The organism is Capsulimonas corticalis (assembly GCF_003574315.2).
GTDB lineage: Bacteria > Armatimonadota > Armatimonadia > Armatimonadales > Capsulimonadaceae > Capsulimonas > Capsulimonas corticalis.
This window is the reverse complement of record NZ_AP025739.1, coordinates 767,315-782,253: the sequence shown is the minus strand read 5'-3', so window position 1 is coordinate 782,253 and position 14,939 is coordinate 767,315. Positions and strand designations below refer to the sequence as shown.

13 protein-coding genes are annotated in these 14,939 nt (G+C 59.7%); 7 read left to right on the top strand and 6 right to left on the bottom strand.

The genetic code is table 11. From position 1 onward, the window contains the following. Positions 1 to 71: 71 nt before the first annotated feature. Together D5261_RS03425 and cydB are read left to right on the top strand one after the other, a co-directional pair. A complete protein-coding gene (locus D5261_RS03425) occupies positions 72 to 1,442 on the top strand; it encodes a cytochrome ubiquinol oxidase subunit I (protein WP_119323373.1) in 1,371 nt (456 codons plus the stop codon). After that, entirely contained in the window at positions 1,442 to 2,488 is a 1,047-nt protein-coding gene (gene cydB / locus D5261_RS03420) for a cytochrome d ubiquinol oxidase subunit II (protein WP_119323372.1), read from the top strand. The genes D5261_RS03425 and cydB overlap by 1 nt, the downstream gene beginning before the upstream one ends. A gap of 111 nt (positions 2,489 to 2,599) precedes the next feature. Here the strand turns inward: cydB and lipP1 are convergent, their stop codons facing one another. Then, positions 2,600 to 3,637 carry a LipP1 family hormone-sensitive lipase gene (gene lipP1 / locus D5261_RS03415; RefSeq protein ID WP_165864450.1) on the bottom strand — a complete coding sequence of 346 codons (1,038 nt, stop codon included), beginning with the start codon at positions 3,635 to 3,637 and terminating at the stop codon, positions 2,600 to 2,602. Between the two features lie 195 nt (positions 3,638 to 3,832). Between lipP1 and D5261_RS03410 the strand changes: the two genes are divergently transcribed. Together D5261_RS03410 and D5261_RS03405 are read left to right on the top strand one after the other, a co-directional pair. Then, positions 3,833 to 4,690, top strand: coding sequence for an ROK family protein (locus tag D5261_RS03410; RefSeq protein ID WP_119323371.1), 858 nt, complete (start codon positions 3,833 to 3,835; stop codon positions 4,688 to 4,690). Between the two features lie 10 nt (positions 4,691 to 4,700). Further along, a complete protein-coding gene (locus D5261_RS03405) occupies positions 4,701 to 5,780 on the top strand; it encodes an SRPBCC family protein (protein ID WP_119323370.1) in 1,080 nt (359 codons plus the stop codon). A gap of 22 nt (positions 5,781 to 5,802) precedes the next feature. On the opposite strand, the gene fxsT is transcribed toward D5261_RS03405, so the two are convergent. Further along, positions 5,803 to 9,039: an FxSxx-COOH system tetratricopeptide repeat protein gene (gene fxsT / locus D5261_RS03400; RefSeq protein WP_119323369.1), complete on the bottom strand. Its 3,237-nt coding sequence runs from the start codon at positions 9,037 to 9,039 to the stop codon at positions 5,803 to 5,805. Between the two features lie 176 nt (positions 9,040 to 9,215). On the opposite strand from fxsT, the gene D5261_RS03395 reads away from it, so the two are divergent. Beyond that, the gene (locus D5261_RS03395; RefSeq protein ID WP_218025699.1) at positions 9,216 to 9,488 is read left to right on the top strand and encodes a type II toxin-antitoxin system ParD family antitoxin; all 273 of its coding nucleotides are present in this window, start codon (positions 9,216 to 9,218) and stop codon (positions 9,486 to 9,488) included. A gap of 177 nt (positions 9,489 to 9,665) precedes the next feature. After that, positions 9,666 to 11,213 (top strand): right-handed parallel beta-helix repeat-containing protein, encoded by a 1,548-nt coding sequence (locus tag D5261_RS03390; protein ID WP_218025698.1) that lies wholly within the window; start codon positions 9,666 to 9,668, stop codon positions 11,211 to 11,213. Positions 11,214 to 11,421: 208 nt separating this feature from the next. Here D5261_RS03390 and D5261_RS03385 read toward each other — a convergent pair whose 3' ends face one another. After that, positions 11,422 to 12,222 (bottom strand): SGNH/GDSL hydrolase family protein, encoded by an 801-nt coding sequence (locus D5261_RS03385; protein ID WP_119323368.1) that lies wholly within the window; start codon positions 12,220 to 12,222, stop codon positions 11,422 to 11,424. A gap of 67 nt (positions 12,223 to 12,289) precedes the next feature. On the opposite strand from D5261_RS03385, the gene D5261_RS03380 reads away from it, so the two are divergent. Then, positions 12,290 to 12,709: a luciferase domain-containing protein gene (locus D5261_RS03380; RefSeq protein WP_165864449.1), complete on the top strand. Its 420-nt coding sequence runs from the start codon at positions 12,290 to 12,292 to the stop codon at positions 12,707 to 12,709. A gap of 102 nt (positions 12,710 to 12,811) precedes the next feature. On the opposite strand, the gene D5261_RS03375 is transcribed toward D5261_RS03380, so the two are convergent. The 3 genes from D5261_RS03375 to D5261_RS03365 form a co-directional block, all read right to left on the bottom strand. Beyond that, on the bottom strand, positions 12,812 to 13,486 hold the full coding sequence (locus tag D5261_RS03375) for a hypothetical protein (protein WP_119323367.1): 675 nt from the start codon (positions 13,484 to 13,486) through the stop codon (positions 12,812 to 12,814). A gap of 180 nt (positions 13,487 to 13,666) precedes the next feature. Then, entirely contained in the window at positions 13,667 to 13,903 is a 237-nt protein-coding gene (locus tag D5261_RS03370; RefSeq protein ID WP_119323490.1) for a ferredoxin family protein, read from the bottom strand. 141 nt (positions 13,904 to 14,044) lie between these two features. Further along, on the bottom strand, positions 14,045 to 14,908 hold the full coding sequence (locus D5261_RS03365; protein WP_125206183.1) for a helix-turn-helix domain-containing protein: 864 nt from the start codon (positions 14,906 to 14,908) through the stop codon (positions 14,045 to 14,047). Between the last annotated feature and the right edge of the window lie 31 nt (positions 14,909 to 14,939).

The following is a 14,939-nucleotide window of genomic DNA, read 5'->3' as shown; positions in this document are numbered from 1 at the left end:
TCCTTCGATTTGTTGGGCATACTACACCAGATATGGGCGTCTCCGGCCCAGCGGCCGGTTACGGGAGGCTTATGGACGCACTGGCTTGGCACCGATTTCAATTCGGCTTCACCATCACTTATCACTATCTGTTTCCGCAGCTGACGATGGGGCTGGCGCTGCTGATTTTGGTCTTCAAAATCATCGCGATGAAGCGAAACGATAGCCAATATCAAGATGTGGCGCGCTTTTGGGCGCGGATCTTCGGCATTAACTTCGTGGTCGGCGTCGTGACGGGGATCCCGATGGAGTTCCAGTTCGGGACCAACTGGTCGCGTTTCTCGGACTTCTCGGGCGGCGTCATCGGCATCACGCTCGCCATGGAGGGCATGTTCGCCTTCTTCGCCGAATCGGCGTTTCTGGGTCTTTTTCTCTTTGGCGAGAAGAAGCTCAGTCCCCGAATGCATCTCTTGGCGGCCTTTATGGTCTTTTTCGGCTCCTGGCTGTCCGGCTATTTCATCATCGTCACCAACGCCTTCATGCAGCACCCTGTCGGCTACTCGGTGACGCCCAGCGGGCGGCTCCAGCTTGCCGAATTCTGGGTCTACCTGCTCAATCCCTGGGCGATCTGGCAGTATCTGCATAACATGAGCGCGGCCGTGGTGACGGGAGCGTTCGTGGTCGCCGCCGTCGGCGCGTTCTGGACGCTTCAGGGTAAATTTCCGGAGACCGCGCGGATCTGTCTGAAGGTCGGGGTGATCGCCGGGCTGATCGCCTCCCTGGTTCAGGTATTCCCGACCGGCGATATGCACGGGAAGATGATGGCCCAATATCAAAAGCCGGCGCTGGCGGCGATGGAGGGAAAGTTTGACAGCGGCGACAAGGCGGAGTTGGCGATTATCGGTCAGCCGGATGTCAACGCGCGCAAGCTGATCAATCCGATCGTCGTCCCCGGTATCCTGAGCTATCTGGCGTACGGAAGCTTCGGCGCGAACGTCACGGGCCTCAACGATATCCCCAAGGACCAGCAGCCGGACAATATCGAGCTGCTGTACTACGCCTATCATATCATGGTGGGCCTGGGCACGATCTTTATCGCGATCATGGGCCTGTCGGCGCTGCTGCTCTGGCGCGGGCGATTGGAAAAGACACGCGCGATGATGTGGATCCTGATGCTCGCCTTTCCATTCCCCTACATCGCGACCACCGCCGGCTGGATGGTGGCGGAGCTGGGGCGCCAGCCCTGGCTGATCTACGGCCTTCAGCGCACGATGCATGGGACATCGCCGACGGTTGTCGCCGGCAACGTCGCCTTCACCACGCTGGGCTTTATGGGCCTGTATCTGGGGATGGGGATCTTGTTTCTTTATTTGATCGGAAAAGAGCTCGCGAAGGGGCCGCAGCCTCAGCAAGGCGCTGACCTGACGGGCGCCGGCGGGCGCGTTCCCGTGGAGGTCAAATAATGGAAACCCTCTGGTTTATCGTCATCTCCCTGATGCTGGCGGCGTATGTCGTGCTGGACGGTTTCGACTTCGGCGCGGGGATCCTGCACCTGTTTGTCGCGCGGACCGACGCCGAGCGGCGCACGGTGCTCGGCGCCATCGGCCCGGTGTGGGACGGCAATGAAGTGTGGCTGATCTCCAGCGGCGGCGTGATCGTGTTCGCGTTCCCGCGCGCCTACGCCGCCGGCTTCAGTGGCTTCTATCTCCCCTTAATGATGGTGCTCTGGCTGCTGATCCTGCGCGGCCTTTCGATCGAGTTCCGCTCGAAGGAGGAAAGTCCGCTCTGGCGCAGCCTCTGGGATGGCCTCTTCTTCGTCTCCTCCACGCTGATGGCGATCGTGCTCGGCGCGGCGCTGGGCAACCTCATCCGGGGAGTGCCGCTCGACCAGACCGGCTACTTCAGCGGCCCGCTCTTCACAAACTTCCAGCTCGGCCCGCATCCCGGTGTGCTGGATTGGTACACCGTGAGCGTCGGCGTGCTTGCGCTGCTGGTCCTCACCCTCCATGGCGCGCTTTACTTGATCTGGAAAACGCCGGGGGAAGTCAATCGCCGCAGCCGTGTCGCCGCGAATGTCCTCTGGCCCGCCGTGCTTGCTGTGGGGATCGCGGTCACCGTCATGACCCAACATGTCCAGCCCCTGATCTTCCACAACCTCGCCGCGCGCCCCTGGATCTGGCCGCTGGCCCTGCTCGTGCCCGCCTCCCTGGCCGCGATCCTATTCCTGCTCAAACAAAAGCGCGAACTGCCCGCGTTCCTGGCGTCCGTCGTCTTCATCGCCATGCTGCTCGCCTCCACGGCCGCCGGCGCGTTCCCCAACATCCTGATCTCGACCCTCGCCCCGGCTTACACCGTCACCGTCTTCAACGGCTCCTCCGGCGCGCTCGGCCTTCGCCTCGGCGTCACCATCTGGAGCATCGCGATCGTGCTCGCCATCGGATATTTCGTGTATCTCTTCCACTCGTTTCGAGGGAAGGTAGATGTGGAGACCGACCCCCACGGACATTAAGCGTTCCCCGCAAAGCGCCTGTCTCTAGATCGCAGAGGGGGGGCAAAAAATGAAAACGCCGCATCGATTCTAGGAATCGATGCGGCGTTTTTTGTGGTGCGCCGGCGATTATTATTTCGAGAACGCCGATTTCAGTCCGTCGGCGGCGAAGGCGTTCGCGGCTTTCGCCTTGTCCAGAACGGCGCCCATGCCGAAGAATTCGTGCGTGACGCCGTCGTAGTTGCGGTACTGCACCGGAACGCCGGCGGCTTTCAGGTGGTCGGCGTAGGTTTTGCCTTCACTGCGCAGCGGGTCGATCTGGTCGGTGATGACCGTCGCGGGCGGCAGGCCATGCAGATTTTTCTCGCGGTTGATGGAGAGGTACGGGTTTGACGCGTCCTTGGGGCTGCTCACGGTGTATTTGAAGAACCACTTCATCATCGGCTTATTGAGCGGCTTGGCCTTGGCGTTCTCGATATAAGAAGGCGTATCGAAGCCGTAGTTCGAGACCGGGTAGACCAGCATCTGGTAGACCGGCATCTTGCCCTTTTTGTCGCGCGCCATGATGGAGACGGACGCCGCGAGGTTGCCGCCGGCGCTCTCGCCGCCCACCGCGACATGCTTGGGATCGCCGCCGAACTCCGCCGTGTGGTTCATGATATACTGGGTCGCCGCGTAGGAGTCCATGTGCGCGGCGGGGAAGCGGTGCTCCGGCGCCATACGGTATCCGACCGAGACGACGACGCATTTGGCGAGGTTCGCCAGGGCGCGGGGCGTCGAATCATACGCCTGAACGCCGGCAATGACCCAGCCGCCGCCATGGAAGTAGACCAGGACGGGGAAGGGGCCGCTGCCTTCGGGCGTATAGACGCGCACCGGGATCGGGCCGGCGGGGCCGGGAACGGTGCGGTTTTCCACTTTTGCGACGTGTTCCGGGGCGGTGCTCTTACCCTGCTTCTTCAGCAGCGCCTTGACTGCGTCCGGCGGCCCCGGCTGCTTGCGCGCCTGCGCCGGCGTCAGCGTCTCAATGGGCTTGGGATGGAGCGATGCGAGCGAATCCAGGACTTGCTTCATTTGCGGGTCGGGCTTCGCGGGCATTTGCGCGAACGAGGGCAATGTCGACAGCCCCGCCAGCACGAGGGCGGGGGCGATCCAATTTCGAGTTTTCATAAAGGCCTTTCAGGCGATTCGCGCGGAGTTCCAGTTTTGAATCGTGGAGGATCGTTGTCATAAAATGGTGTGGACGATTTACCCGCACATCAAAAGACGGCAAACGGCATCCGTGGAAAGCCGAGCCATTGTAACCTTCCTGTTATCTGTGATATCATAAGGTCAGCATGGCGTTACGGGCGGCGGGGTGACGGAATGGCGCTTTATCTCGGGCTGGATATCGGGGGCACCAAGCTGCTCGTGGGGGCGGCGGACGCGCAGGGAAATATCCTGCGGCGGGTGCGCGCGGAGACGCCGCTGGACCTTGACGAGGGGCTGGCGCTGCTGATCGCCATGGCGCGGGAAGCGGCGGCCGGCGAGCCGGTCACGGCGTTCGGAGCGGCGGCGGGCGGACCGCTGAACTGGGAAAGCGGGGTGATTTCCCCGCTGCATCAGCCCGAATGGCGGGATGTACCCTTGCGGCGCATCTTCGAAAAGGAGTTTGGCTGCCCGCTGTCCGTCGATGTGGACACCAACGCCGGCGCGCTGGCCGAGTACCGCTTCGGCGGAGTCCAGGGACGGCGTCTGCTCTACCTGACGCTGAGCACCGGTATGGGCGGCGGGTATCTGCTCGACGGGCGCATCTATCGCGGTTACCACGGCGCGCACCCAGAAGTGGCGCATCAGGCGATCCCCGGCCGCAGCCTTTATCCAGATCGTGTGGTGTGCGAGTGCGGCGCTTCGGACTGTCTGGAGGCGTACGTTTCCGGAAACGGGATCCGGCGCATCTACGGCAAACCCGCCGAGCAGCTCGATCCCGAGGAATGGCGTGAAGTGGGCGAAAACCTCGGACAGGGCCTGCGCAATATCGTGACCATCCTCCTGCCCGACGTGATTGTCCTCGGCGGCAGCGTGGCGATCGGCGGCGGCTCCGCGCTTCTGGGTCCCGCCCTCGCGGTGCTGGAGCGGGAGCTCAAGATCGTCCCGATCCCGCCGGTCGTCCTCAGTCGTCTTGGGGCCGAATCGTCTTTGTATGGCGCGATCGCGCTGGCGATGATGGGAAATCAAGAATAGGAATGGCCTCATGACCACGCCTTCAGCCGATAACGTTCGTATTTGCGAAGAGTGCGGTTATGAACTGCGGCCCAGCGACATCCTCTGCCCCGCCTGTGGCGTCGCCGCGCCCGCGCCGCTGCGCGGCTCCTGGACCAACCCGTACCAGCCCCCGCCAAAGCGCGAGCCGCGCGGCGTGGCGGTCTTCGTCGGCCTGCTCGCCTCCAACGTCTTCGCCATCCTGATGATGCTGCTCAGCCGCTGGCTGTTCAACAAAGGCGGCGCGAACAACGGCCTTTACCTGGCGTCGGACTTCACGGTGCTGCCGCTGGCGATGGGAATCCTCGCGGCCTTCTGCTGGAAACGCCTGGACCTGACCGGGCCGGAGTACTTCGGCTACTCCGTGGCGATCTGCATTCTCTCCCTTTGCGCCGCGTCCTACTTCCTCGGCGAAGGCGTTATCTGCCTGGTGATGGCGTCGCCGCTCCTGATGCTGGTGATCTGGATCGGCTGCATGATCGGCAAAGCGATCTTCATCCGCGACAACAACCGCCTCAACCTCAGCATCGCTCCCGTTCTCCTTGCCCTCGTCATCGCTGACAGCCTCACGCCGCACCACTTCCACGGCGCCTGCGTCGACACCATCACCATCAACGCCCCGCCCGAACAGGTCTGGCGCTACATCGCCGACTACCCCGCCCTCACCGAAAAGCCCCACTACTGGCTCTTCGACCACGGCCTTCCCATGCCCATGACCGCCACCTCCGACGGCGCCTACGTCGGCTCCCGCCGCACCTGCGTCTTCAGCCACAACGCCATCTTCGACGAAAAAATCGTCGAAGTCCAGCCCAACCAAAAACTCACCTTCGACATCCTGAGACAGCCCCCCGACCCCGAACTCATCGGCCACCTCAAACTCGAACGCGGCCAATTCCTCCTCACACGCAACCCCAACGGCACCACCACCCTGACCGGCACAAGCTGGTACAAACTCAATGTCTATCCTGTGACGTATTTTGATTGGTGGACGCAGGACGTCATCCGCCACGTGCATTTGAGGGTAATGGAGCATATTAAGACGCTGGCGGAGGCGAAACAGCAACAGCGCTAGGGCGGAGACTTTTCGGATTACCTCAGTCTGCAAACCTCGCTTCCAAGGCGTCCGCTTCGGCGGCGCGGCCCAATTGGCGAAGCACGAAAACGTAACCGCGCACAGCTATCTTTGTCCAAGGGTGATTTTTGCCCAGCTTCTTCTCAAATCCAGAAACTACCCGCAAATACAGCGGCTCCGCTTCCTCATATCGGCCTTGGTTGCTATAGAGGAGCGCTAGGTTGTTGATGGAGCTGAGTGTGTCGGGATGCTCCTTGCCAAGCACTCGTTCTCGGATCTCCTTGGCTAGCAAATACAGCGGCTCCGCCTCCTCATATCGACCTTGGTTGACATAGAGGCCCGCCAGATTATTGGTGGAACTGAGTGTGTCGGGATGCTCCTTGCCAAGCACTCGTTCTTGGATCTCTTTGACCAGCAAATACAGCGGCTCCGCCTCCTCATATCGGCCTCGGTCGCTATAGAGGTTCGCCAGGTTGTTGATGGAGCTGAGCGTGTTGGGATGCTCCTTGCCAAGCACTCGCTCTCGGATCTCCTTGACCTGCAAATACATCGGCTCCGCCTCCTCGTATCGTCCTTGGTTCTTATAGAGGTTCGCCAGGTTGTTGATGGAGCTGAGCGTGTCGGGATGCTCCTTGCCAAGCACTCGTTCCCATATCTCCGTGACCTGCAAATACATCGGCTCCGCCTCCTCGTATCGGCCTTGGTTGTCATAGAGGAGCGCGAGGTTATGAACGGAGCCGAGCGTGTCGGGGTGCTCCTTGCCCAGCACTCGTTCCTGGATCTCCTTGACTTGCAAATATAGTGGCTCCGCATCATTGTATCGTCCTTGGTTGACATAGATGATCGCCAGTCCAGCGATGGAGCTGAGTGTGTCGGGGTGTTCTGGCCCGACGGAAGAGATCAGAATACGAATAGTAGAATCATATAGTTGTTCTGCCTGCACGTATTGGGCGCGTTCGTTTAGATAGGAGGCAGTTTCCATGAGAAGAATACCGGCTTCGTAAGACGCAATTTGATATCTATTGACTCGATCAATGCAGGCAAGGGCATGTGGCAACATTTGATCGCATGATTGCCAAAATTCGTACTCGAATGATGGGAACGCATAAGATATGGCGTTTATCGCTGTATTCGCCCAATTTCTGCGGTCTGTCTCAGATATGGCATCTCTCAATACGATTTGCACCAGACGGTGGATGCTCAGGGTATCGTTTTCGCTATCCCGAGTCAAAAGCGAATAACGGCGGGCTTCACTAACGATTTCGTCCCAGAAGTTTGGATTGGCGGCGTGAAGCCAGAGATCGCCGAATTCAGGTTTGCTTTGTGTGAATATGCTCTCAGGAATATTGGAGGGGGCGAGGAAGGCGCAACATCGCAGGAGGTCGCCGGCGAGGGGGTGGGCGGTGTTTACTTTTTCAAAGGCGAGTGAGAATGTGATGGTGACCGACTTACGGGCTTGGTCGGACATTTTTCCGTTCTTCTTGAGTAGCTCCGCCGCGCGCGATTTGAACTCGGTGAGATATTTCGCGGGAGAGATTTTCGCTTCTTCGATGTAGGCGCCTGCTTGGTCTAGCGCTAGCGGCAGGCATTCGACTTCGGCGGCGATGCTCAGCGCGGCCTCCTTGTCTTCTGTGGTTGCGTGATCGAATGGTCTGTTTCGGGAGATTCGCTTTGCGCGTCGAAGCAGAAGGAGCGCGCTGTCTTCGAGTGAGAGTTTGGGCAACTCCATGGCGTGTGCGATATCCCCGACGGCGCTTTCCTGGGAGGTGATGAGGATGTGGCCTCCGTAATGCGAGGGAATGAAATCGCGCACGATGGTAAGATCGTCTGCGTTGTCGAGTACCATCAGCCAGTCATGGTTGCTTTCGAGCCAATGCTTGACGGCGCGAATCACAAGTGTTTGATCTGCTTCAGTCGCCGCGCTCAGGCCCATGCGGGAAGCGATGGCGGCGTAGCCTTCGGCCAATGTCGTTTTGCTTTGCGCCTGGATCCAGAATATCGCGTTGTAATTTTGTGCGTACTGGTGGCAATAGCGCGCCGCGCACGAGGTTTTCCCTTCGCCGCCGAGGGCGGTGATGGCAATGGGTAATGGAGGATCGGCTCCGGCGGTGTCCGCCAGCGCTTCCCGTATCTGCTCGATGAATCGATCGCGGCCCGTGAAGAATGGGAGATCTTTGGGCAAGTCGGCGGGCAAACGCGGCGGCGTTTCTCCCTGTGAGGCGTCTTGGTGAGATGCGGTCGGGCGCGGCATCAGCTCTTCAGTTACGTATTTCTGGATGAAGCTGAGCATGTAGAGCGCGGACGCTTCGGCGGCGTAGTGGTGGTAGGAATCGTCTTTTTCAGGATCGGCGTAATCGCAGACTCCTTTGACGAAGAGGGAGTGGGCGCCGGGGAAGTCTTTACTGACAATGCGGTAGAAGGTGGCGCCTTCCATTTCGAGGGCGATGGCGCTTCGGATGGGAGTCTGGATCTGGGCAAAAGGATTGTCGGCGCGGACGGCGTTTCCGCTGGCGACGGGAACGATGTGCGCTTTGCTGGCTTTGGGGTCGTGATAGGCGGGATCGAAGCGGCGATTGATTTTGCGATATGTCGCCGTGAGCTGGTATTTCTTCGTGAAGATCTTGGGCAATTTCTGAGCGATCTGCACGACATTGGGAGCGTGGGCGTCGATTTCTGGGTCGGGAATGTCGTTGAGGGAGAGAGTCGGATTTTGGAGGAGCCAATCGATCAGCCAGTCGCGCTGTTGCCGGCGGGTGGGGCGTCGGGGGAGCTTGGCGACGAGGGGCTTCCATCCGTCAAAACTGCGCACGTATTGGAGCGTGTCGCGGTTCGGCCCCCAGGTTTCGACATCGTGCTTGTGGACCGGCTGGCCGTGCTCGTTGAGAACAACTTTACCCTGATCGTAGAGAAACGCTCGCTCCCCGACAATGAGATCGCCGAGCGCCGTTTTGTCCCGCTCGCCGGCGCAGATGCCAGTCATTCCCACAAACCGCGCCGGCATTTCATTCAGAAGGGCTTGAAGGTGGAGGCCCATCTCCTGCGGCCCGGCGCCCGGAGCCCAGGAAACACGAACGTTCAGCGATTCCCCGACATCATTTTTGATGATCGTCCATTTGTACTGGCGCTTATTGTTTTGCTTAGCGTAATCGTCTGTAAACTGGACGCCGCATTGCTCGGCGATGACTTTGGTCGTCGCCTCTGCTTCTTCCGCAAGGGCGCAAACAATCCAGACATCGCAGGCGGTGTTGTCGGTAGGCATAATTCGTCCTGAAAATGAGACCTGTCACAAATACTCGCTCTCTTGCTAGATTCATTATACAATAATGGTGAGGGCGGCGGGAAACCTGGCGGCGAAATCTTAGGCGCCCGCACAAGAATAGGTATTTTATGGCATAATCTGCTTACATATGCCAGGGTGTTAGTAGGAGGCCGCACATGATGACGAATATGAATGTCTCTCTGCCGGAGAATCTGAAAGATTATGTTGAGGCGCAAGTCGCGGACGGTGGATATGGAACCACGAGCGAGTATTTGCGTGAACTTATTCGCGAAGACAAAAAGCGCAAAGCGCAAGAGCGGTTGGAAACTCTTCTCCTGGAAGGACTGGAAAGTGGAGACGCTATTCCCGTAACCCCGGATTTCTGGAAGCAGCTATGGGAGCGAGTGGATACGCGCCGGAAAGGTAAGCATGGCGGGGACAGTGTATGACTAATGAAGACAGTTCCATATGCGCGTCGATGTTGGCTTTTCTTTGGGCCAGCATCGGCGCGCGCGAGCTGCCTTGAGATTTCTCGTTGACACGAATCGGGTAGGGTGATATACTGAGTTGCCTTTACGTAAACGTTTGCGTTTTTGTTGTGATGGGCGCCGAAGGAGTAATTTGCCGTGATCTATTCGTCGATCGAGCGGGCGTGGCGTTGGGGCTGCGCCGTTGCAATCATGGGAGTGTCGGTCTGTACACAAGCGTCTGCGCAGAGTTTGGCGGAGATGGCTAGTCAGGGAGTCGGCAAGACGTATTATGTGGCCGCGAACGGCAACAATGCCAATCCGGGGACGCTGGCGTTGCCGTGGCGGACGATTCAATATGCGGCGGACGCGGTGACGGCGGGCGGGACGGTTTATGTGCGGGGCGGGGTCTATAATGAGCAGGTGAAGATCCGTCGCTCGGGATCGGCGGCGGGGGGATATTTGACGTTTCGCAGCTATCCCGGGGAGGTGGCGTCGGTGAGCGGCAAGGGGCTGTCGCCGGGCGGGCAGTCCGGGCTGATCGATATTGCGAACCAGAGTTATGTGATCGTGCAGGGGTTTGATATCGGCGGATTCACGACGGCGAGCAGCAGTAACGTTCCTGTGGGGATCTTTATCACGGGTGCGGGGACGAATATTCAGATCCTTGGCAACCACGTTCACAATATCACAACCACCGTGACCAGCGCGTCAGGGAACGCGCTGGGCGTGGCGGTTTATGGGACGAATGGCGCGGCGCCGATCGGCAATCTCGTGATCAGCGGCAACGAAGTGGACCATCTGAAGACCGGCCAGAGTGAATCGGTGACGATCAATGGAAACGTCCAGAACTTCCAGGTGACGAATAACCAGGTGCACGACAACAACAATATTGGGATTGACGCCATTGGGTTTGAAGGGACATCGCCTGTCGCGAGCACGGATCAGGCGCGCGACGGCGTGATCAGCGGCAATCTGGTTTACAATATCACGTCTGCCAAGAACCCCGCGTATGGCGGTTCGCTGGGCGCGGATGGGATTTATGTCGATGGCGGAACGCGCATCACGGTCGAGCGCAATGTCATTCACCATGCAGATATCGGTATCGAACTCGCCAGCGAGCATAAGGGCAAAGTCACCAGCGAAGTGACCGCTCGAAGCAACATCGTTTATGATTCTTACATGGTCGGCGTCACCATCGGCGGATACGCCGCGACGGTCGGCGGGACCGACCGGTGCGCGATCGTGAACAACACGCTCTGCAATAACGACATCAACTCCACCGGAAGCGGCGAGTTTCAGATCCAGTACCACGCGACGAATAATATCTTCGACAATAATATCGTCAGCGCCGGCGCGCAGGGGCTGTTCGTCAACAGCTTCACACGCAGCGCCGCCGCGCCGGCGACACTGGCCAACAACCTGTACTACAGCGCCGTCGGCGCCGCCAGCGGCGAGTGGCTGTGGAACGGCGTGACCTGGACCGGCTTCTCCGCGTTTCAGATCGGGACGAAAAACGACTCGGCCTCGAAGTTCGCCAGCCCGCAATTTGTGAACGCCGCCGCGCTGGATTTCCGAGTCGCCGCAACATCCCCCGCCGTCGGCGCGGGCGTGAACCTGGGGACGACGCTGGAAGGTCTTCTCGATATCGCCGGCGCCCCGCGCGTCCGGGGCGCGAATATTGACGTGGGCGCTTACGAGCAGTAGGCAGGGTGGCTGGCTGGGCAATGAACTACCCGGCTGGGAGCGCTTCGCATTAAGGACCACGCAATAAATTACATGGCTGGGGGCGCTTCGCGCCGACCGTCCGCGCCGGACGGAAGATTGCCAACGCAAACGATCACATTCTTCCGTCCGGCACGGACGGTCGGCGCGTAGCGCCCCCAGCCCCGTATTTCAATGCGGGGTCAGAGCTTCAGTACGGGGAACTCCTATTTTGCCGGCCGTGATAGTAGAACGTGTCGACGGTTCGCAGCCATTCGTCGGCCATGAGCTGATGGCCCGCGTACGTGGGGTGAACGCCGTCCCAAATCCAATACGTGACGGGCGTCTTGGACTTGTGGATCGCGTCGTCGAACATCTTCTGGTAGTGGACGACCGGCGCGTGGTATTTGGCCGCCAGCCGCTCTACCGCTTCCTGTTTCTTCTTGAGCTCCGCGCTCCAAAACTCCGCATGATCCGTCGTGCGCGCTCCCGGCTCGATGAACGGCTCGCCCAGGACGATCTTCAGATTCGGATTGGCGCGGAGCGACTGCTGTAAGATCTGATCGTACACCCGCTCGTACTCCTCCGCGCCCACGCCGCCGGCGCCGCCGCTCTCGACGACGCTCGCCGTGTCGTTGACGCCGACGAGAACGCTCAAGAGGTCCGGCTTGAGCGCGACGGCGTCCTCGGTCCAGCGTTTGGCGAGGTCCGTCACCTTCTCGCCGCTGACCCCACGATTGAGGAAGGTCCAGCTGGACTCGGGATGCCGCGCCCCGCAGCGCGCGGCAATGAGATACGCGTAATCCTGTCCCATAATATGGTTCAAATCGTCGTTACGCCAGCGGCCGCCCTCGGTAATCGAGTCTCCCTGAAACAAAATCCGCGCTCCGGATGCGAACTGCGGATCCCCCTCCTTGCTCTTTGCCGCCGAGGCCGCCCCGCCGAAGCCCGCCAGCGCCGCTCCCGCGAGGGCCGCCATGAGAGCCGCCTTCATCCATCGTCGATCGCCCATAGTCACTCCATTTGATAAGACATCCCCGTGCTGGAATCCGTATACAGTATGGCAGGAAAGGAAATCGATGTTCCGATTTGTGACCACACACTTACAATTTCTCGGCAAAGTCCCCGGGCTGGTCCACGTCTTCGAGGCCGTTTTGATTCTGGAATCGACGCTCTTGCATCGTCCGCGCCTCGCCGCTATTCGTCAGGTGCGGCAAGAAGCGCTGTCCTGGCCGGGCGTCACACAGCGCGCAAACGAACACGGCGGAACGCGGTTCGATCTGGGACGGCGGGAGATCGGGCATATGCACGGCAATGGACTGGTGGATATTTTATTCACGAAGGCGATTCGGGACGAGGTGATTTCGGCAGGCGCTGCCGAGCAGCACCATCTTTATCCCAAGTCCAACTGGGTCAGCCTGTTTTTGCAAAACGAAGATGACGCCCGGACGGCGGCGGCGCTGTTGCGGCGCAACTACGAGCGCCTGAAGGCGCTGTGAGTATTGAGTTCGCATAATACACTCTGTCATAACATACTCTGTCATAATACGTTATGGCAACTTCAATTATGGTCTGGTAGTAATAGAAATTTCAGATCCTGATCACCGAATAATATTCACCGCGCGGGCGGCGAGGAGGACGATGACGAGCAGAGAAATGGTGGCCTGCACCATGACGAGGATCTTGGCCCAGCGGGAGATGACCGGGGTGTCGGTAGGGGAGAGGGCGGTGCTGGTGTTGAAGGCGAGGAATAAGTAGTCGACGAAGGTGGGGGACCAGTCGGCGATGTTCATGGCCTTGCGCTGCTCGGCGGAGAGCGCCATTTGCGGGAAGAGAAAGGCGTCGGTTTCGTGGCCGGGCTCCAGATCGCGGCCGTGGGGGCCGCCGCCGTCGAGACGCCAGTACCAGCCGGCGAAGACGATCACGTTGGTCGCCCAGAGGGCGACAGCGGAGCGGAGCAGCTGCATCGGCGATTCGGCGTGCGTCGGCAGCGCTTTCACCAACAGGATCAGCGAAACAATCATGAAGCCGGTCACGACCAGGGAAAGCAGGTGACCGAGGACGCGGTTGACGCGACAGTTGCCGCGTTTGTAGGTGAGGATCAGCGGAGCGAGAAGGAATGCGATCAGCGCGGCCAGGCCCCAGCGCGGGCCGACGACGAGAGATTGGGGAAGCGCGGCGTAGAGGCCGCCGACGGCCAAAACGGCGATCCAGGCCGGCCAGCGCGGCTCTGGGACGACGTGCGGGTCAATCTCCGGATGTGAGATCTCGGCCATCAGAGTCTCAAATTGTTCGCGAGAGTACTGAATATCGTCCTCATTACAGGCTTCTTCGCCTGCACCTTACGGATAGATTACCTGAATTCGTGAAATTTTATATATAATTTCACAAGAATATTTTTGGCAAAAAAAAGCGCGCTCCACAGGGAGCGCGCTTCAATCTTTGGGAGGATGGCGTTATTTCTTCGCGTAGTCCGCATTGATCTGGATGAACTTCTTCCACTGTTCGGGAACTTCGTCCTCCATAAAAATCGCGTCCACCGGACACTCCGGCTCGCAAAGGCCGCAGTCGATGCACTCGCTGGGGTCGATATAAAGCTGGTCGTCCGCTTCTTTGATGCAGTCGACGGGACAGACGGCGACGCAAGACTTATCTTTGACACCGATGCAAGGCTCAGTAATGACGTAGGGCACAGTCATCTCCTCCTGAAATTCAATGGTTCTATTATACACGCAACCCGCGCGGAAATCATACGCGCAAACGTGGCCAAGGGAAAAGTTCCCGCGAAAAGAAGATCTTTACCCTTGGCCGCGGCCGGAATGACGCCCGATCGTTTAGATGCGTCCTTTTTGCTGGCTGCGCAGCAAAGCGTGCTTCGCCATGACGGCAAAGTCGTCTTTGTGTGCGATGACGCAGCGGCTTTTGCGTGTATAAGGGCCAGAAATCAGGTCATTGTAAAACCCGACCGGCATGTCTTCGTAGCCGGAGGGCAGGGGGGCGTCGGCCGCCACGGTCGCGCGTCCGCTGTCGCGGATGATGCTCGCCAGGAGACCACTGTTTTCGAAGTCGTTGGCGCCCGCGAACTGCACCAGCGGGTAGAGCGTGCGGCCGATGTCGCCCCAGAAAACGGTGGCGTGGCGGCGCGCGGGCATGCTGGCGGTGTCGCGGGTGGCGAAGCCGATGACTAAGGAGATATGCTTGGTGTCGATCTCAATGATCTGCGTGAACGCGGCGTCCTGAAGTTCTTTTTCCTTGGAGTTGGGCCACTGGTGATAGAACGGCTGTGCCGTTTCCCATTCCAGCTCCCGCAGCTCGTCCAGAGTCGGCAGCGGAATGGCGGGGGCCAGAGGAGCCGCGCCGTTCGACGCGCTCCCGGGATCTCCCAGAGTGGACGCCTTGGAGGGGCGTCCCCGCCGGCGCGCCGGCAGCGCGGCCTCGGCTTCGTCCTGGGCGATCTCGTAATCGTCGCCTTCCGTTGTCTCGTCCCCTGTCTCTCCCGAGGCGGCCGAACCGGCGCCCTGCTCCTCCATCAGCGTGGCGATTAACTCCAGCGCGGCTTCCTCCGTGGTGCGCCAGGCGCCCCCAAAGCGAAAGCCCTTCAATCGGCCTGATTCTAGCTCCGCAAGAATGACTGTCTCCGCAACATGGAACTCGGATGCTACTTCTTTGGGCGTCAAAACGCTCAGCCTTCCGGCCATAATGGTACTACCTTCCTGAAACTTACTATGT